17 protein-coding genes are annotated in these 17277 nt (G+C 62.6%); 8 read left to right on the top strand and 9 right to left on the bottom strand.

Translation table 11 applies throughout. The features are described from left to right. Positions 1-44 precede the first annotated feature (44 nt). From BM413_RS06925 to BM413_RS06905, 5 genes are all read left to right on the top strand, one after another. On the top strand, positions 45-356 hold the full coding sequence (locus BM413_RS06925) for a (2Fe-2S)-binding protein (protein ID WP_091911691.1): 312 nt from the start codon (positions 45-47) through the stop codon (positions 354-356). Continuing rightward, positions 322-807 (top strand): bacterioferritin, encoded by a 486-nt coding sequence (gene bfr, locus BM413_RS06920; protein ID WP_091911689.1) that lies wholly within the window; start codon positions 322-324, stop codon positions 805-807. Before BM413_RS06925 ends, bfr begins: the two co-directional genes overlap by 35 nt. A 308-nt stretch (positions 808-1115) precedes the next feature. Further along, on the top strand, positions 1116-2606 hold the full coding sequence (locus BM413_RS06915) for a di-heme oxidoreductase family protein (protein ID WP_244537783.1): 1491 nt from the start codon (positions 1116-1118) through the stop codon (positions 2604-2606). Next, entirely contained in the window at positions 2606-3682 is a 1077-nt protein-coding gene (locus tag BM413_RS06910) for an imelysin family protein (protein ID WP_091911687.1), read from the top strand. Before BM413_RS06915 ends, BM413_RS06910 begins: the two co-directional genes overlap by 1 nt. A 5-nt stretch (positions 3683-3687) precedes the next feature. Beyond that, positions 3688-4785 carry a DUF1513 domain-containing protein gene (locus BM413_RS06905; RefSeq protein WP_091911772.1) on the top strand — a complete coding sequence of 366 codons (1098 nt, stop codon included), beginning with the start codon at positions 3688-3690 and terminating at the stop codon, positions 4783-4785. A gap of 246 nt (positions 4786-5031) precedes the next feature. Here the strand turns inward: BM413_RS06905 and cml are convergent, their stop codons facing one another. The 3 genes from cml to BM413_RS06890 all read right to left on the bottom strand — a co-directional run bounded on the left by cml (position 5032) and on the right by BM413_RS06890 (position 8642). Beyond that, positions 5032-6243: a CmlA/FloR family chloramphenicol efflux MFS transporter gene (gene cml, locus BM413_RS06900; RefSeq protein WP_280141822.1), complete on the bottom strand. Its 1212-nt coding sequence runs from the start codon at positions 6241-6243 to the stop codon at positions 5032-5034. 182 nt (positions 6244-6425) lie between these two features. Then, positions 6426-8039, bottom strand: a complete 1614-nt coding sequence (locus BM413_RS06895) for an EAL domain-containing protein (RefSeq protein ID WP_091911683.1) — start codon at positions 8037-8039, stop codon at positions 6426-6428. 120 nt (positions 8040-8159) lie between these two features. Next, positions 8160-8642, bottom strand: coding sequence for an SRPBCC family protein (locus tag BM413_RS06890; RefSeq protein WP_091911681.1), 483 nt, complete (start codon positions 8640-8642; stop codon positions 8160-8162). 46 nt (positions 8643-8688) lie between these two features. Here BM413_RS06890 and BM413_RS06885 point away from each other — a divergent pair, with 46 nt between their 5' ends. Beyond that, complete coding sequence (locus BM413_RS06885) at positions 8689-9018, top strand: ArsR/SmtB family transcription factor (RefSeq protein ID WP_091911679.1); 330 nt, start codon at positions 8689-8691, stop codon at positions 9016-9018. A 25-nt stretch (positions 9019-9043) separates the two neighbouring features. Here BM413_RS06885 and BM413_RS06880 read toward each other — a convergent pair whose 3' ends face one another. Next, entirely contained in the window at positions 9044-9724 is a 681-nt protein-coding gene (locus BM413_RS06880; protein ID WP_091911677.1) for a hypothetical protein, read from the bottom strand. Positions 9725-9884: 160 nt separating this feature from the next. Here BM413_RS06880 and BM413_RS06875 point away from each other — a divergent pair, with 160 nt between their 5' ends. Then, entirely contained in the window at positions 9885-10955 is a 1071-nt protein-coding gene (locus BM413_RS06875) for an NAD(P)/FAD-dependent oxidoreductase (protein WP_091911675.1), read from the top strand. Positions 10956-10988: 33 nt separating this feature from the next. Here BM413_RS06875 and BM413_RS06870 read toward each other — a convergent pair whose 3' ends face one another. The 5 genes from BM413_RS06870 to BM413_RS06850 form a co-directional block, all read right to left on the bottom strand. Further along, the gene (locus tag BM413_RS06870; protein WP_091911673.1) at positions 10989-12221 is read right to left on the bottom strand and encodes an HlyD family secretion protein; all 1233 of its coding nucleotides are present in this window, start codon (positions 12219-12221) and stop codon (positions 10989-10991) included. Next, positions 12218-12820 carry a hypothetical protein gene (locus BM413_RS06865; RefSeq protein ID WP_175544262.1) on the bottom strand — a complete coding sequence of 201 codons (603 nt, stop codon included), beginning with the start codon at positions 12818-12820 and terminating at the stop codon, positions 12218-12220. The genes BM413_RS06870 and BM413_RS06865 overlap by 4 nt, the downstream gene beginning before the upstream one ends. A gap of 322 nt (positions 12821-13142) precedes the next feature. Continuing rightward, entirely contained in the window at positions 13143-13769 is a 627-nt protein-coding gene (phnN, locus tag BM413_RS06860; protein WP_091911671.1) for a phosphonate metabolism protein/1,5-bisphosphokinase (PRPP-forming) PhnN, read from the bottom strand. After that, the gene (locus tag BM413_RS06855) at positions 13766-14905 is read right to left on the bottom strand and encodes an alpha-D-ribose 1-methylphosphonate 5-triphosphate diphosphatase (protein ID WP_091911669.1); all 1140 of its coding nucleotides are present in this window, start codon (positions 14903-14905) and stop codon (positions 13766-13768) included. The genes phnN and BM413_RS06855 overlap by 4 nt, the downstream gene beginning before the upstream one ends. A gap of 1 nt (position 14906) precedes the next feature. After that, positions 14907-15614 (bottom strand): DUF1045 domain-containing protein, encoded by a 708-nt coding sequence (locus BM413_RS06850; protein WP_091911770.1) that lies wholly within the window; start codon positions 15612-15614, stop codon positions 14907-14909. Positions 15615-15868: 254 nt separating this feature from the next. On the opposite strand from BM413_RS06850, the gene BM413_RS06845 reads away from it, so the two are divergent. Continuing rightward, positions 15869-17089: an ABC transporter substrate-binding protein gene (locus BM413_RS06845; RefSeq protein ID WP_280141821.1), complete on the top strand. Its 1221-nt coding sequence runs from the start codon at positions 15869-15871 to the stop codon at positions 17087-17089. Positions 17090-17277 lie beyond the last annotated feature (188 nt).

Raw genomic sequence — 17277 nt, 5'->3', positions numbered from 1 at the left:
CAGCCAAACGGCGCGTGTAGCGCCGTCAGCCACCAGAGCAAAGCATGCTTGTATGCCACTGTAACCTGATTACCGAGAAGGAGATCGAGGAGGCGATCATCGCCCTTCTGGATGAAAACCCCTGGCACCTCATCGTGCCGGCGAAGGTCTATCATTCTCTGCAAAAGCGCGGACGCTGTTGCGGCTGCTTCCCAAATGTGGTGGAAACGATCATTCGGGTCACCGAGAACTACCATTCCCGTTCGGAGGCGAACGAAATGGACATCGTTTCACACCTGGACCGCGTGCGAGGTCTGCGCGGCCAATTTGGGAGCAGGAGCCATGAAGGGCGAAAAACAGGTCATCGAGCGGCTTAACGAGGCGCTTTTTCTAGAGCTGGGCGCCGTCAACCAGTACTGGCTGCATTATCGCCTGCTCGACGACTGGGGTTACAAGAAGCTCGCGAAGAAGGAACGCGAGGAATCGATCGAGGAAATGCACCACGCCGACAAGATCATCGAGCGTATCATTTTTCTCGAAGGCCACCCGAACCTTCAGTCGGTTGCGCCGCTGCGCATCGGGCAGAACGTCAAGGAAGTGCTGGAATCGGATCTTGCCGGCGAATATGACGCGCGGACTTCCTATAAGAAGTCCCGCGAAATCTGCCAGGAAATAGGCGACTACGTAACCATGAAACTGTTCGAGGAACTGCTGACGGACGAGGAAGGTCACATCGACTTCCTCGAGACGCAGCTCGACCTGCTCGCCAAGATCGGCGACGAGAAATACGGACAGCTCAACGCAGCGTCGGCGGACGACGCGGAATAGGCATGAGACAATGCGGCGCGCCTACAATTTGACGCGCCGCGTCCCGCCTGGCCTCGTTACGCGTTTCGGTCCACGGCTTTCCCTCAGTTCGAGTGGCCGAGATGCTTGCGCCTGAAATCACCCCCTCTCCGTCGCGCTTTGCGCGCCACCTCTCCCCCACTTCGTGGGGGCGAGGAACCGCAGCTTTGACGATTGGCGATTCCTCGCCCCCGCTTGCGGGGGAGAGGTGGTTTGCGAAGCAAACCGGAGAGGGGGGCTTACGACGCCTCTCGGTAATTCTGCTTGCGGTCTTCACCGCGGTTTCGGCCTTGTCCTTAGTCCCCGCCCATGCTGGCGAGGCCGAACCCGCCGGCCTTGCCACCACGCGCACCGATCTCAACCCCAATGACCTCGGCCGCGTCGAGGCGATCACCAAGCCGACGGGCGATTTTTCCAAGCCGGAAGAATTCGAGCAGATGCAGGGCGGCGCAGGCACGTCGCGCAAGCGCGTCAACCAGGACGCGTTCTCGCAGTTTTCCGCCAACATCACCTTCGAGGAAGAAGGCACCTTCAAGCTCGGCAATGCGCTGTTTCGCAAGCTGTGGGTGTCGTCGCCATCCTCGACGCAGGCCTCCGACGGGCTCGGTCCGCTGTTCAACGCCCGCGCCTGCCAGAGCTGCCACCTGAAGGACGGGCGCGGCCATCCGCCGGAAGGCAACCCGGACGCGACCTCGATGTTCCTGCGCCTGGCCCGTCAGGCCGAGACCGACGAGGAAAAGGCGGCCATAGCGCACAAGACGGCGCTGAATTTCCCCGATCCGGTCTATGGCGGGCAGTTGCAGGATCTTGCCGTTCCGGGTCTCGCCGGCGAAGGCAAGATGGCGATCTCCTACGAGGAACAGCCGGTGACGCTGGCCGACGGTACGGTCGTTTCGCTGCGCAAGCCGACCTATTCGGTGACAAATCTGGCGCAGGGGCCGATCGACCCGCGCGTCACGCTGTCGCCGCGCGTTACGCCCCAGATGATCGGCCTCGGCCTGCTCGAGCAGATCCACCCCGCCGATATCCTCGCCCGCGCCGATCCCGACGACAAGGACGGCGACGGCATATCGGGCAAAGCCTCGATCGTGCGCGACCACAAGACCGGCGAGCTGACGCTCGGCCGTTTCGGCTGGAAGGCATCGACCCCGTCGATAAGGCGCCAGTCGGCGGAAGCCTTCGCCGGCGATATCGGAATCTCCAATCCCGACGTGCCGAACCACTGGGGCGATTGCACCCAGGCGCAGGAAAAATGCCTCGCCATGCCGAACGGCGTGCAGGAGCGGCTGGGCGATACCGAAGCGCCGGACCCGATCCTCGACCTCGTCACCTTCTATTCGCAGAACCTCGCCGTGCCGGCCCGCCGCGATGTCGGCAAGGCAGAGGTGCTGGCTGGCAAGAAGGTGTTTTATGAGAGTGGCTGCGCCTCCTGCCACACGCCGAAATTCGTCACCCGTCGCGATGCACCCAACAAGGCGCAGTCCTTCCAGCTGATATGGCCCTATACCGACCTGCTGCTGCACGACATGGGCGACGGGCTGGCGGACGGGCAGCAGGTGGGCGATGCGACGGGCAGCGAATGGCGCACCGCGCCGCTGTGGGGCATCGGCCTGACCAAGCGCGTCAACGGCCACACCTTCTTCCTGCATGATGGTCGCGCCCGCAATCTGGTCGAGGCGATCCTGTGGCATGGCGGCGAGGGTCAGGCCGCGCGTGACCGCTTCGCCGCGCTGTCTAAAACCGAGCGCGATGCGCTGGTGAAATTTCTGGAGTCGCTGTGATGTTCAGGGTTTTGGTTGCTGCTGCATTTTTCGTGCTGGGCCAGTCTGCCGCGCACGCCGCGGAACTCGATGCGCCGAAGATCGTCGGCAAGGTCATCGACGGTTTCGTGCGGCCCGTCTATCACGGCTTCCATCAGGCGACGTCGCAACTGTCGAGCGACGTCAAGGCATTGTGCTCGGCTCCGTCGCAAGCAGCACTCGATAGCGCGCGAAAGGCGTTCGGCGGCACCGTCGACGCCTGGTCGAGGGCAGAGATCATCCGGTTCGGTCCCGTAACGGAGCAGAACCGGCTCGACCGCATCCTGTTCTGGCCTGACCGCAAGAGCACCGGCCTGAAACAGGTGCAGGCGGCGATACAGTCCAAGGACGAAACCGCTGCTGACCCGGCCAAGCTGGCGACCAAGAGCGTCGCCGTGCAGGGTCTCGGCGCGCTGGAATTCGTGCTGTTGGGCACGGACGCGGACACGCTCGCCGGCACCGACGGCGCCTATCGCTGCAGCTTCGGTGCATCGATCGCGATCAATCTCGATACGATGGCCGGCGAACTCGAGAAGGCATGGGACGCGCCCGACGGTTTCGCCGGCACGTGGGCGAAGCCGGGCGCGAACAATCCGCTCTACCGCAACAATGACGAGGCGGTGAGCGAACTGTTCGACGTCTTCGTCACCGGGCTGGAGATGGACCGCGACGTGCGGCTGGGCGGCTTCCTCGGCAAGATGTCGGCGGCGGAGGACAAGCCGAAACAGGCGGTGTTCTGGCGCTCGGAAAAGACAGTCGATTCGGTTGCCGGCAATCTGGCCGGCATGAAGGCTCTGTTCGAAACATCCGGTCTTGGCGATGCGCTTTCCGATGAGATGCGGTGGATCGAAAATTCCATCAACTTCGAATTCGCCAATGCCGCCAGGGCAGCGGCGGGCTCGGAAGGTCCGCTGACCGAGGTGCTGGCCGATCCGCAGCGGCGCGGCAGGCTCTCCTATCTCAGCGTGGTGACGTCGAGCCTGAGCGAACTTTTCGGCAAGCGGCTCGCCGGCGAACTCGGCCTGACCTCGGGTTTCTCCTCCCTCGACGGGGACTGACCATGATGCGCACGCCGCTCATCGATCGCCGCGATTTCCTGAAGGCTGCGGGTGCTGCCTTTGCAGCATCGCTGGCGCCTGCCGCCTGGGCGAAGACGCTGGATGCCGACGCGGTCTTTGCCACCGCCTACCAGAAGCGCGACGGCAGCTATGGCGCGGCGATCCTTTCGGAAGCCGGCAAGCTGCTGCATCAGGTCGACCTGCCCGACCGCGGCCATGACGTGACCTTCGATCCGATATCGGGAAAGTCCGTGGTGTTCGCGCGCCAGCCGGGAACCTTCTTCGTCGCCTTCGACCCCACCGGCAAGGCCGCGCCGCAGACCGTTGCCAGCCTGCCGGACCGTCATTTCTTCGGCCATGGCGTGTTTTCGCCGGACGGCGCGCTGCTCTATGCGACCGAGAACGATTTCGACAACGCTGCCGGCATGGTCGGCATCTATGACGCGCGCGACAGCTTTCGGCGGCTGGGCGAGTTTCCGACCCATGGCGTCGGGCCGCATGAGCTGCTGTTGCTTGATGATGGCAGGACGCTGGCCATCGCCAATGGCGGCATCGAGACCCATCCGGATTTCGGCCGCGCCGAAATGAACCTGTCGACGATGAAGCCGTCGCTGGTGTTCGTCGATCGCGTCTCGGGAGACCTGATCGAAAGCCATGAATTGCCGCCGGCGCTGCACCAGCTTTCGATCCGCCATATGGATACGGACGCAACGGGCGCAATCTGGTTCGGCTGCCAGCACAGAGGCCCGGCAACCGAAAAGCCGTCGCTTGTCGGCAAAGCCGAGCGCGGCAAGGGGCTTCAGCTTCTCGACATGCCGGAAGACGTGCTTGGCGGCTTCCGCAACTATATCGGCTCGGTCGCCGCCAACCGCGATGCCGGCACGGTGGCTGTGTCGTCGCCGCAGGGCAATTCCTTCGCTGTCTTCGAGGCGGCGAGCGGCAGGATCGTCTCGGACCAGTCGCTGCGCGAAGTCTGCGGGCTTGCGCCCGACCATGCCGGCTTCCGCGCCACCACCGGCACGGGCGAAATCGTGGATGCCGACGGTGGGACGGTCGAGGAGGCCGACTATGTCTGGGATAATCATCTCCTCAGAATCGGCTAGATCGTTTCAGGCCTTTAGTGGGAAAATGCCCCTCACCCTTACCCTCTCCCGGTGAAGGACGGGGAGAGGGGGTCGTCAGCGTTGCGGCCAATCTCCTTCTCCCAGTTTATGGCAGGGCAATCGCCTACGGTACGGTCGACCCCCACTCCGTCACGCTTCGCGTGACACCTCTCCCCCTGCGAACGGGGAAGAGGTGGCTCGGCGAAGCCGAGACGGAGTGGGGGTCGAGTTTGGTCCGGCGCTCTGTCAGGTGCTTTGCCGGCTTTGCAACAGCGCGAGCATGCCCAGCGTGACCAGCGCCATGACCATGCAATAGCCGGCCAGCGGCCATGCCGTGTCGCCGCCGAGCAGCACGACCAATAGCGTGCCGATGATACCGACGATCAGGCTCTGGACGCAGAAATAAAGCGCGACCGCAGTACCTGCGACATCGCCGAACGCCTGCAGCGCGCCGTTTGCCGTCACCGAACCGGCGAAGACGATGCCAACCGAAATCACCCACATCGGCAGGACAAAGGTCCAGAAGGACGGTTCGAACAAGCACTGTCCCGCCACCAGCAGCACCGCACCGAGAAGCAGCATCGCCATGCCGCGAGCAAGGCTGCCGGCAATGCCCCAGCGCGCGACGAAGCGTTTGGCGAAGCGCGTGGTGGCGATCATCACAAGTGCCGCGGTGGCGAAGGCGATGCTGAATCCCATCTCGGAGAAGCCGGCACGGCCGATAAGCACGCGCGGCGCCGTCGAGAAGAAGACGAAGAACGCGCCCATCGCCGCGCTGAAGCCGAGCGTGTAGGTCCAGAACGTAAAACTCTTCAGGATCGGCCCGAAAGCCGGCCGCTTTGCCGACGTGCCTGCAGGCCGCGTTTCATGCCATCGCGGCATCGCATTCAGCGAAGCCAAGACTGCCAGCACGCCGAGCGTGACGAAGATGAAACGCCAGCCGAGATGATCGGCAATCACTGCGCCGGCGATCGGGCCGAGCGCCGGCACGAAGGCCAGCATGGAACTGAACAGGCTGTAGATGACAGCACTTTCCGGACGCTCGGCATAGACATCGCGAACCGTGGCGAAGGTGGCGACGAGAGCTGCCGACGCGCCCGCCGCCTGCAGCAGGCGCAGCACGACGAAGATCGCAGCCGACGAGGTGCCGGCAAGCAGGAACGAACTCGCCGCAAAGAGCAGCGCCCCGCCGATCAGCACCGGACGGCGGCCGATGCGATCGGAGATAGGCCCGAAGACGATCTGGCCGAGGCCAAGCATGATCATATAGAGGCTCAGCGTCAGTTGCACGATCGCAGGCGTGGTGCCGAGGATGCCGGGCATCGCCGGCACGACCGGGAGGTAAATATCCATGGCCAGCGAGGCCAGGATGTCGAAGGGCGCCATCAGCAGCAGGGCTGAGGGCAGGGCGTAGTTCCACGCCTTCGGCGTGGGAGAAGGGGAGTTTTGATAAGGCACGATTATGCATCCGCTCAAATGGGTAAGATCTGGCGGCGATCTGCCTTCCCTTTAGGGTCGGTATTTCAAACCGGGAATGACGGGACAGACGCCGCAACAACAGTCGAGTTGCTGCGGCTTACTTGTCTGCTGACTTGGTGGGTCCCATGGTCTTGCCCCGTGAATGAATGCGCCGTGCTTTATCAGCCTCGGGCCGATCCGGCAACGGCCAGCACCTGAATGACCTCGGGCGCCGTGCCGTAAGTCTCCTTGCTGCGGCGATGATAGGCGATGAATTCGGCGGCAGGCAGCGCCCTGGAGAACAGCCATCCCTGCCCGAAATCGACGCCCTGCGCTTTGAGGTAGTCCGCCTGTCCTGCGGTCTCGATGCCCTCCGCCACCGTATAGAGGCCGAGCGCCTTCGCCATGTCGATGATGTGGGACGTCACCGAGCTTGTGGCCGTGTTCTTGCCGACCGTGTCGACGAAGGACTTGTCGATTTTCAGCGCATCCATCGGCAGGCCTTGGAGATATTGCAGGCTGGAATAGCCGGTGCCGAAATCGTCGATCGCCACCGAATGGCCGAACGCGCGCGCCCGGCCAAGCGTCACGCGCGCGGCGTCGATGTCGATGAAGCCACGCTCGGTCGCCTCCAGCCATATCTGCGTCGGCCGGATGCCGGTGTGGCGCAGCCTGTCCTCAATGAAGTCGAGAATTCGGCCGGACTTGATGTCGGCGGCGCAGATGTTGATGGCGATGTGGAGCGTACGGTCCTCGACCAGCATCCGGTTCAGGTCGAAGACGATGGCCTCGAAAACCTGATCGGTGATCGGCATGATCAGGCCGCTCTCTTCTGCCAGGGGAATGAACAGATCGGGGCGGACGATGCTGCCATCGGGGCGCTTCCAGCGCACCAGCGCCTCCGCGCCGACGCATATGCCGGACTTGAGTTCGACGATCGGCTGGTAGTGCACGATGAATTCGCGATTGCGCACGGCGATCGCAAGCTCACCCAGCGGCGAAAGCTGTTTTCGCGACAGCCAGACGACGACGCCGACGATGAAGGCGGCGATGAATGCCCCGATGGGCAGGAGAAACATCTGCTCCTGCCGAAGTTTGCCGGCGAGTTTCGCTTTCGGTTCGGTGACGACCGCGACAAGGCCGGTGTCGCGCGCCACGGCGTACAGTGCGTCGTCGGTCATGCCGTCCTGCGGATTGCCGATCGCGGATTTGACGAGCGCTGCGTCCGGGGCGTTGAGCGTATCGATCAGCGTGCCCTGATCGTTGGTCAGCGCAAGCGACATGCTGTCGTCGACCAGGACATCGACAAAGCGCGAGGGCACGACGAGAACATTATGCCTGCCACGACGCAGGGCCATCATCGGGTTGCCTCGGGTGACCCGCGGCGCTATCCGCAATTTCACGTCCAGCCCGTCCGGCGTCACATAGTCTGCAGGCGTCAGCGCGATTTTACCTGCCGTCTGTCCCCAGGACGTGCATTTGAGGAAACCGTTTTCGAAATACCCCATTTCCTCAATGGCGGGCGTATTGACCGTGAGGAGCCGCATGCGCGCGATGTGCTCGTCCGAGCAGGGGATGAACGGCGTGGCTTCGACGGCATCAAGCGCGTCTTTCGCTTCGCGGAAGGTGTTGTTCGCCCGCACGATCGTGCGATCGGCAAACAGCGTCAGGAGGGCTTGCTCCTTCTGCACCGCAATCGCCCACGACATATAGGCCATCGCGGCAATGGGAATTGCAGCGCCGAGCAAAGCCAGCAGGACACCTGTCGCGATAATGCGGGAGCGTCGCATTTCCATCTCCGCAACTTCGCGGTTCTACGCGGGCCATGATGCGCCGGCCGGCGTTAAGAAATTCCCTTTCGTGTCTATCGGATTGTCTTCAAGGGCCGCAAACCGGCGTGAGGCAATCCTGGCCCGCTATTTGTACATGCCTTCGCGCAGGTTGATACCGTGTTCGAGCCAGATTTTCAGCGCGCACAGCATCTGCGACCAGCCCTGGCAATTGCCGTAGGAGGCCTTCAGGCCGGTCGGCGTCTCGCGCCAGCCTTCCTCGGCGATGGAGACCAGCGTGCGGTTACCCTCTAGCGACTCAAACGTCATCGTCACCGTGGTCATGTAGCCGGTGGATGCGGTGACCGCCGCCTCGCCATCCGACGGCGCGCCCTCATTGGCTTCCCATTGCAGGACGATCTTTTTGTTTTTTTCCACCTCGACGACATGGACCGGAAAGGCACCGGGAAAGTCATGAAAGTCCCAGGTGACAGTAGCGCCCGTCTCCAGCCGCCCCTTGGCGCCGCCGGTGGTGAAATAGCGCGACAGCTGGGCGGGATCGACAACCGCCTCGAAGACTTCAGCAACAGGTTTCGAGACCCGTGCACTGACATTGAACTTCAGTTCCATGATCTTTCTCCTTGTTCTCCGGGCGATTATGTTATAAAAACATAACATGTCAAGCAATGGTGAAAACGACAGAATTTTCAAGGCGTTGGCGGCGTCGACCCGACGCTCGATCCTCGATGTGCTCAAGGATGATCCCCAGACGACTGGCGAGCTTTGCACCCGCTTTCCCGCACTCGATCGCTGCACGGTGATGCAGCATCTGAAGGTGCTGGAGGAGGCGGACCTGATCATCGTGCGCCGCGAGGGGCGTGAGCGCTGGAACCATCTCAACCCCCTGCCGATCAAGCACATCCACGATCGCTGGATCGGGCCTTACGCGGCCTACGCAACCGAGGTGCTGGACCGACTGAAGACCGATCTGGAGGAGACACTGTGAGCGCGGGCGAGCGGGAAACGCAGCTTCACCGAGTGATGCCGGAGCCCAGACCATAGACGATGGCCGCGCCGGCCAGGAACATGATCAGTATCGCCTGGCACACCGTGACGATCACCATGAACGCCGCACGTCCGGTCGACAGCTTGAGATGAGACGCGAACCAGCGCGTCTCGATCACCACGTACCAGATCAGGGAGATGGCGAAGATAACCATCCCCGATGCGACCACGGTGGGGTTGTGCATGCGCGACAGGGAACCGAGCAGGCTGAACGAAAAGGCGAAAGGTGCTGCGACATAGCACTGGCTGTAGAAGGGTGGCTTGAGCGTGTGGCGGTCGAGCCGGATGCCGCGGTGGCGCAGCATCTTCAGGGACATCAGCAGCGGAAAGATGCTGAACGCGACACCGCGAAAGATCAGCAGGTTGGAATCGCTGGCCAGGATCGCAGGCAGCACCCACGGGACGGCATCGCGAAGGCTCAGCTCTATCCCATGCGCCAGCAGCAAGGTGATGAGCAGGAACAGCGGCGGGCTCAGCGTATCGGTATATTGCTCGGCCTGGGTATCGGCGAGTTCGACATCGGCATAGCGCATCATCGCTGTCGGACGGCGCAGCGTTCGCCACATGGTCAGCGGATAGAACAGCAGCCATGACGCCAGCTCATAGAGGAGTTCCTCGAGCGACTTCAGCAATCGCATGAAATCCATTGCGAGCTCTCCTGCTCATGGCTGGCCGCCTGCGCCATTAAACACGAGCGTGGGGATCGGGCAAACTGCCCGTTGAGACGCCGCGAATGCCGGCTGCAAAAACAGTTGCCTGATCGGGAAGTTTGCGACACCAATCGGGGAAAACGGGGTGGGCACAGAAATGACATCACGGCGATCAAGCGTCGTTATCGTGGGAGCCGGGATTGTCGGCGCTTCCATCGCCTATCATCTGGCCAGGCTGAATGTGGCGGTTACGCTTGTCGACAGGGGAAAGCCTGCGAGTGGCGTGACGCATCGGTCGTTCGCATGGATCAACGTATCCCACGGCCTGCCCGAGACCTATCCGGAACTGCGCAAGCGGGGCATCGGCGAGTGGCACAGGCTGGAAAGCGAGCTGAGTGGGCGGCTTCGGGTCGACTGGTCAGGCGCGCTGACCTGGCACGCAGACCCGACCGACACCGAACGCCTTGCTCACGACAGCGCCGCCATGGGGGTGCGTCTCATCCGGCGCGACGAGATAGCCGCCCTTGAACCGAACCTGAAGAACCTGCCCGACAGTGCCGCCTTCGCAGCAGGCGAAGGCGCTATCGATCCCGTGGCTGCGACGGAAACTCTCGTTCAGGGGGCAAGAGAGGCAGGTGCCGATATCCGGCTCGATACCGAAGTCCTGTCCCTGGCTACGCAGGATTCGGGGGTGACCGGCGTTGTGACTTCCACAGGCAAGATCGAGGCGGACGCCGTCGTGCTGGCGGCAGGCGTTGGGACAAAGACCTTGTCCCAGCCGCTCGGCCTCACGCTGCCGCTGGACGCCTCGCCCTGCATCCTGATGCGCTTTCGCACGCCTCGCCGCCTGGTCGGCCGGGTGGTGTGCAACCAGCATATGGAGATACGGCCCCAGACCGATACGATCATGGTCGGCGCGGAGGATTATATCGACGCCTCCGCGGAGAACGGGCCCGAGGCCGTGGCGCAGCGCGCGCTGACCGCCATCAGGAAGCAACTCGCCGGTGGCGATGAGGTCGAACTGATGGATGTCCGGGTCGGGATAAGGCCCGTTCCAGCAGATGGCTTGCCTATTGTCGGATGGGCTCCCGGGATCGCCGGCCTTTATCTCTCCGTCATGCATGTCGGCGTGATGCTGGCCCCGTTGATCGGGCGGCTCGCATCATCGGAAATAGCTCATGGCGTGGAAGATCCGCTGCTTGCGCCATACAGGTCGAGCCGGTTCTGACTGCGATCTCGTCCGCTGCACGCAGCGCTGATTTCAATGCCCGGAGAGGACGAGCGTCTTCACGGGAAGAAGCAGCGCCTGCAGTCTCAGTATGATGGCGTGGACCACCCCGACCGTGTCGATGACATGGAGAAACACCCATTTGGAGGTGCTCAGATCCTTTGCAGCGAGAAGGTCGTGATTGTTGGTGTAGGCATTGACGATGCAGCTGCTGCCGGGCGGGACGCCGTCGAGCCCGCCTTCGAAAAGCGGTTCCATGAAGACGGTGATCGTGCCGGGCTTTATCACCTGCTGAGGGTCGATCAACTGGTCCGATGCCCGGACCTGGCCGGCTGCGATAAGATCCTGCACCTCGGTTATGACCATCGGTATGATGGTCATCGGCTTCGAGATGCAGGTGGCTTCGGTGACCATGCCGATCTTCATGACCTGCGCCTCGAGCTGGCCGAAGCCCGCGACGAGCGCCTCCCTGCCGGCTTCTGTCGGTATCAGCACGCCCGCCGGCCGCATCACGGGATTGACGATGTCTCCCTTGCGAAGGGTAAATTGCTCAAGCGTTCCGTCCACGCCCGCATAGACGACCGTCTTGTCCAGCTCGACCTGCGCCTGCGCCAGCGTGGCTTCGGCTGTGGCCTTTTGCGCCGGCAGCACTGAAGAAATCTGGGCCTCCACGGACTGCTTGCCTGCCAGCACGGCAGACACCCCGGCCTGGCGGCCTTCGACGATGTTCCGAAGCTTCTCGATCTCTCGCTGGGCAACCGCGTTGGCATTTCGCTTCTGCAGCTCGGTCTTGGTGTCGAGTTCGTCGACGGCTTGCTGATATGCGCTCTGCGCCTCCTGGATCTTGGCGTCGGCGCCGGCCAGATCGGTTTTCGCCAGCTCCAATGTCGCGTCGATCTCGGACACGCGCCGCCGTGCGGTTTCCAACGCGGCCTCCTGCTCCGAACTGTCGAGTTTGAAGATCGGTTGGCCGGCTTTCACCTTTTCCCTGAAGCCGGCATAGACCTCCTCGACGCGGCCGACACCCTCGGGAATGATGGGCACTGTGCGATAGAAGGAAACGGCGCTGTTCGTCGATGGGTGAAAGTAAAGAATGAGCGTTAGAAGCGATATTGTGAGCATGATGCAGGCGGTTATTCCATAGCGAAGCTCGTACCAAACCGAGTACAGCGTGAGCTCGCGTCCGATCCGTTTTCCCTGCACGAAACGGCGATAGAGAAAATCGGGAAGGATGGTGACGATCGAGCACAGCAGGACTTCGATCATGGTTCGCGCCCTTCCGCCGGCAAGACGTGGGGACGGCTGTCGGAAGAACTCTCCGGCAGAGATTGCCCCTGTGTGCCGGAAGCTGGCGCTCTGCTATCCGGTCCTATTGACGGCGCGGGTGATGGTGTCTCGCTGCCCCGCCTGGCCGTTACATCAGCGGCAGCTTCCTGCGATAGCGGGTGACCGGCCAAGGCCGGCGAACTGATTGCGGTTCCCTCGGCGGCCGGTCTGGAAGACGCATCCGAGGCGTGCGCTCTCCGGTTGGCCATGCGCGCAAGAGACTCGGCCATGTTGGCCAGGGGTGTCCAGAAGTCGGGAATGGGAATGAAGGCAAGCAGCAGCGCTGCGACCCAGAACGCGTTGTTGTGTGTGAACAACGCAAGCAACGACAGAACCCCAACCAACTGAAACTGCAGATTGCTGGCGCCGTGGGCCATTCGCTCCGGCAATGCATGGAGCCAGAAATACAGGCTCCCGATCATGAGCACTATGATGATGAGGGCTATTACCGAGCCCACGAACAGAACGTCCGTTTCCCCGGGAGGTGTTATGAACCCCGGCAGATAGTGAGGTGCCAGGGGGTGCATTGCCTCGGACATCACCGATAATCCTATGGCTGTATAGGCCGGATCTTCTTTTTTACTCGTTTGCCGAGTAGTTCCCCAAACAAAGAACAATAGCTCGAACCACATTAGCACCGAAGAATAACTTTATCTCATCTTTTTTTGATGCGTGTATTCGCGATAGATTTAAGTATATTTTGTGGAATATTGTCTCTTGCGCCTGATGTGAAACGCCAAGGCACGGCCCGCCGCCGGAACGCGCCTGCGGTCGCAGCTCGAACAAAGTCCGAAATGAATTAGGCGCTGACTGGGTTATGGATCGGCTCGAGGCCGATCCTCTCAGCGAAAAGGGGCTACCTCAAAACCGCCCGACATCGGCGAAGGCGATAGCCTTGCGGATGATGGCGACGAGCTGCTCACCGGCGATCTCCTTGGGACCGCTGTTGTCGATGGTCGAGATGCCGGGGCCGGTGAGTTCGACCTTCACCGTGCGTGCCAGCCGCGCCATCACCTCGCCGCGCGATTCGCGGCCGCGTGCGGCCAGCCGCTCGGCCAGGATCTCGGGGGCTGCGGTGATCTCGACCACGGCGACATTCTCGTAGCGTTCGCGCAGCGCCGGAATGGCATTGCGCGAGCCGTTGGCCACCGCGATGTGGCCGTTGGCGATTGCCTCGTCGACGCTTGCCGGGATGCCGTATTTCAGCCCATGCGCTTCCCAGGAGAGCGCAAAGGCGCCCTCAGTCGCGGCTTCAACGAATGCCGCGTCTTCCAGCGTGTCATGGTCTTCGGTTGCACCGTCGGAGGGACGGGTGATGACGCGGCGGACAAACTCCACCGTATCGTCTTCGGCGAAATGCTGGCGCGCATAGGCGATGACGGTGTCCTTGCCGGCACCGCTTGGGCCGACCACGGCGATGAAGACGCCGTTGCGGACCGGGAATTCAGCGCTTGCCTGCTCGCGCTCGATGAGGGCCGAGACCATCATGCGACGCGGCGCCCTTCGCGCCATACGGTGCGGACCACCGGCACATGCTCGTCGACGCGCACGCGCACGAGATCGGCGCGGCGGCCGATCTCGATGACGCCGCGGTCGGTGAGGCCGACGGCTTCGGCAGGCGTCTTCGACACCATGGCGACGGCCTGCGGCAGCGAAATCGCGTCGACGACTTCGCCAAGGAAGAAGGCCGACTGGATCAGGCTGAACGGGATGTAGTCGGACGACAGGATGTCTAGCAGCCCGTCCTCGGCCAGCGCGCGGGCCGAAACATTGCCCGAATGCGAGCCGCCGCGCATGACGTTGGGCGCGCCCATCAGAACGCCGAGCCCGGCACCTTTGGAGGCTTTCGCCGCTTCCATCGTGGTCGGGAATTCGGCCACCCGAATGCCTTGCGATATCGCCTCGTCGACATGGGCGGTGGTGGCGTCGTCATGGCTGGCGAGGATGATGCCGCGCGCCTGGCAGGCCTCGGCAATCGCGGCGCGGTTGGGCGCGGAGTTTTCGGCCGACTGCGCCATGCGCTTCTGGCAATAGGCGCGAAACTCCTCTTCGCTCATCTTCAGCTTGCCCATGTAGTAGACGGCATAGGCGTCGAAGCTGGCGAACTGGCGCTGGCCGGGCGCATGGTCCATCAGCGAGGCGAGCTTCACGCGCTCGTCGCCGTCGAAAAGCGCGAACGCCTCGCGGCAGTCAGGAGCCGAAACCTCGCAGCGCAGGTGGATGAAGTGGTCGGCGCGCAGCCGGTCGTTGACGACGCTGTCTTCGATGGCGTCGGCGAGCTTGCGCATGTCGGCGGCGGTGATGTCGGAGTCGGTGTCCATGCCGACCCGCAGCGCGTCGAACACTGTGGTGATGCCGGCGGTGGCGACCTGCGCGTCATGGGCAAGCACCGAGGCGATCGGGTTCCAGCGCACTTTCGGGCGCGGCGCATAGTGGCCTTCGAGATGGTCCGTGTGGAGTTCCACCAGACCCGGAATGATGTAGTCGCCCTGCATGTCGTCGCCGGTCTTGCCAGCGCCTGCGGAAATGTCGGCGATCTTGCCGTCGCGGATCAGGATCGAGCCGTTGACGATTTCGTCGGCAAGCACGATGCGGGCATTTGTCAGTGTCGTCTCGGTGGTCATTTCAAGCAGTCTTTCTTTCGCGTCTTTGTCCAAGCGCGTGATAGGAATGCACCATGAAGGGTGCGCCAGGCTCGCGTTCGACGAACAGGGCCAGCCCGTCTATGGCAAAGGGTTCGGCAACGGCGTTGCCGAACAGGCCTTCGATGGTTGCACGCAATTTTGCGCTTTCTTCGGCGCTGACGCGGCCCGTCAGTGTCATGTGGAAACGGAACGTGTCGAACACGTAAGGGTAACCCCATTGGCACAGGTTGCGGAATTCGATCTGGCTCAGTGCATCCGGGTTGCGGCGCTCGATCTCGGCGTCGGTCAAAGGCGCGCGAAACCGGTCGAACTTTTCAACCACATCGCCGGCGAAGCGATTGAGTTCGGGCGATACTTCGCCCGGGATGAGCGCGAAGAAGCGGTCGATCTGGCCCAGCACAAGATGCGGGATAAGCACCGGCTCGGTGGTTGCCGCATAGGCGGCTAGCGCCTTGTCGAGCGAGGCTTCGCTCTCACCCTCGGCCAGCCGGAACGGCGCCTTCAGCGTGGCGTGGAAGCCGTAGCGCCGGGCGGCAGCGGTGTGGAAGGCGATCTCCGTCGGCGTCAGCAGCGATGTTGCCGGCGCGGTGCTGGTCGCACCCGTAAAAGGGTTGCGGCCGAGCCAATTGGCAGCGATGCGGGTCAGCGCGTCGTCGGGTCCGGGGGTGAAGTAAATGGCGTATCGCATCGTGTGGTCCTGGTCAGCCTCGCTGCCATAGGCGATTTGCATGACGGATTGACGAAGCTTTTTGATTTGTCGGTAATATCAGACAAGTTTCTTTGCGTCATCAGCCAGAAGCGGTGGGCGGCTGGTGCTGTGGCGGGGGGTTTCGGCCATCTGTCACAGCGAAGTGACCGTCGGCCGGGCGAGCGTGCATTGACCCGGTTTGGCCTTGGATGCTCAATCGCGGCAACGAAAAGACAAGGGAAGACGGGGTTTCCGTGAAAAGACTGTTGCTTGCTGCGGCCGCGCTCGCGGCCATGACCTTTCAGGTTTTCGCCCAGGATCCCGATCCGGCGAAGTGGGACGACGTGCTCAAGGAGGCCAGAGGCGAGACGGTCTATTTCAACGCCTGGGGCGGCGCCGAAAACATCAACGCCTATCTCGAATGGGCCGGCAGCGAGGTTGAGAAGCGCTACGGCGTCAAGCTGGTGCATGTGAAGCTCGACGACACCGCCAATGCTGTCGCCAAGGTGGTGGCCGAAAAGGCCGCCGGCCGCAACGACACCGGCACGGTCGATCTCATCTGGATCAACGGCGAGAACTTTTCGTCGATGAAGCGGCAGGATCTTCTGATGTCGCCGGGCTGGGCGGAAAAGCTGCCCAACTGGAAATATGTCGACGCCGACGACAAGCCGACAATCCGCACCGATTTCACCATTCCCGTCGAGGGGTTGGAAAGCCCATGGGGCATGGCCAAGCTGGTGTTCTTCTATGATTCGGCCAGGACCGATGACGCAAGCCTGCCGAAATCGGCGAAGGAGCTGCTGGAATGGGCCAGGAAAAACCCCGGCCGCTTCTCCTATCCGCAGCCGCCGGATTTCATCGGCTCGTCCTTCCTCAAGCAGATATTGTCGGAACTGGTCACCGACCGCGCTGTGCTGCAGAAGCCGGTGGACGAGGCTTCCTTCGATGAGGTGACGAAGCCGCTGTTTGCCTATCTCGATGAACTCAACCCGCTGCTGTGGCGCGGCGGCAAGGCCTTTCCGCGGAACTACCCGGCGATGAAGCAGCTTCTCGCCGATGGCGAGGTCGACATCATCTTCGCCTTCAACCCGTCGGAAGCCTCCGGCGCCATCGCCAATGGCGAACTGCCGGGCACCGTGCGCTCCTTCACCTTCCCGGCGGGCACGCTCGCCAACACCCATTTCGTCGCCATCCCCTACAACGCCGCCGCCAAGGCCGGCGCGCTGGTGCTGGCCGATTTCCTGATCTCGCCGGAAGCGCAGGCGCGCAAGCAGGACCCCAAGATTTGGGGCGACCCGACCGTACTTGCGGTGTCGAAACTCGATGCGGAGGACAAGGCGCGTTTCGACGCGCTCGATCTTGGTGTTGCGACGCTGAAGCCGGATGAGCTGGGGCCTGCCATCGACGAGCCGCACCCAAGCTGGATGGAGCGGCTGGAGCTGGAATGGAAGAAGCGCTACGGCGCGGCCAATTGAACGAAGGGATGAGGTTGGTGGTGACTGCGATTTGCAGGAATGGCGCTGGCCTGTTCGGTGATGCTTACGCTATCGCCCCCTCTCCGTCGCGCTTCGCGCGCCACCTCTCCCCCATTTCATGGGGGCGAGGAACCTGGGTTCTGAGAAGCCGCGACATTTCAGGACTTGGGTCCCTCGCCCCTGCGAAG

It is taken from the genome of Mesorhizobium sp. YR577, from assembly GCF_900116595.1.
In the GTDB taxonomy this organism is placed as follows: domain Bacteria; phylum Pseudomonadota; class Alphaproteobacteria; order Rhizobiales; family Rhizobiaceae; genus Mesorhizobium_M.
This window is presented reverse-complemented; position numbering and strand designations above follow the sequence as displayed.

Bases quoted from the DNA above. Each gene is read 5' to 3' on its own strand.
- BM413_RS06925 (WP_091911691.1), top strand. From the start codon at position 45: ATGCTTGTATGCCACTGTAACCTGATTACCGAGAAGGAGATCGAGGAG.
- bfr (WP_091911689.1), top strand. From the start codon at position 322: ATGAAGGGCGAAAAACAGGTCATCGAGCGGCTTAACGAGGCGCTTTTT.
- BM413_RS06910 (WP_091911687.1), top strand. From the start codon at position 2,606: ATGTTCAGGGTTTTGGTTGCTGCTGCATTTTTCGTGCTGGGCCAGTCT.
- BM413_RS06905 (WP_091911772.1), top strand. From the start codon at position 3,688: ATGCGCACGCCGCTCATCGATCGCCGCGATTTCCTGAAGGCTGCGGGT.
- BM413_RS06895 (WP_091911683.1), bottom strand. From the start codon at position 8,039: ATGGAAATGCGACGCTCCCGCATTATCGCGACAGGTGTCCTGCTGGCT.
- BM413_RS06890 (WP_091911681.1), bottom strand. From the start codon at position 8,642: ATGGAACTGAAGTTCAATGTCAGTGCACGGGTCTCGAAACCTGTTGCT.
- BM413_RS06885 (WP_091911679.1), top strand. From the start codon at position 8,689: ATGTCAAGCAATGGTGAAAACGACAGAATTTTCAAGGCGTTGGCGGCG.
- BM413_RS06880 (WP_091911677.1), bottom strand. From the start codon at position 9,724: ATGGATTTCATGCGATTGCTGAAGTCGCTCGAGGAACTCCTCTATGAG.
- BM413_RS06875 (WP_091911675.1), top strand. From the start codon at position 9,885: ATGACATCACGGCGATCAAGCGTCGTTATCGTGGGAGCCGGGATTGTC.
- BM413_RS06870 (WP_091911673.1), bottom strand. From the start codon at position 12,221: ATGATCGAAGTCCTGCTGTGCTCGATCGTCACCATCCTTCCCGATTTT.
- BM413_RS06865 (WP_175544262.1), bottom strand. From the start codon at position 12,820: ATGTCCGAGGCAATGCACCCCCTGGCACCTCACTATCTGCCGGGGTTC.
- phnN (WP_091911671.1), bottom strand. From the start codon at position 13,769: ATGATGGTCTCGGCCCTCATCGAGCGCGAGCAGGCAAGCGCTGAATTC.
- BM413_RS06855 (WP_091911669.1), bottom strand. From the start codon at position 14,905: ATGACCACCGAGACGACACTGACAAATGCCCGCATCGTGCTTGCCGAC.
- BM413_RS06850 (WP_091911770.1), bottom strand. From the start codon at position 15,614: ATGCGATACGCCATTTACTTCACCCCCGGACCCGACGACGCGCTGACC.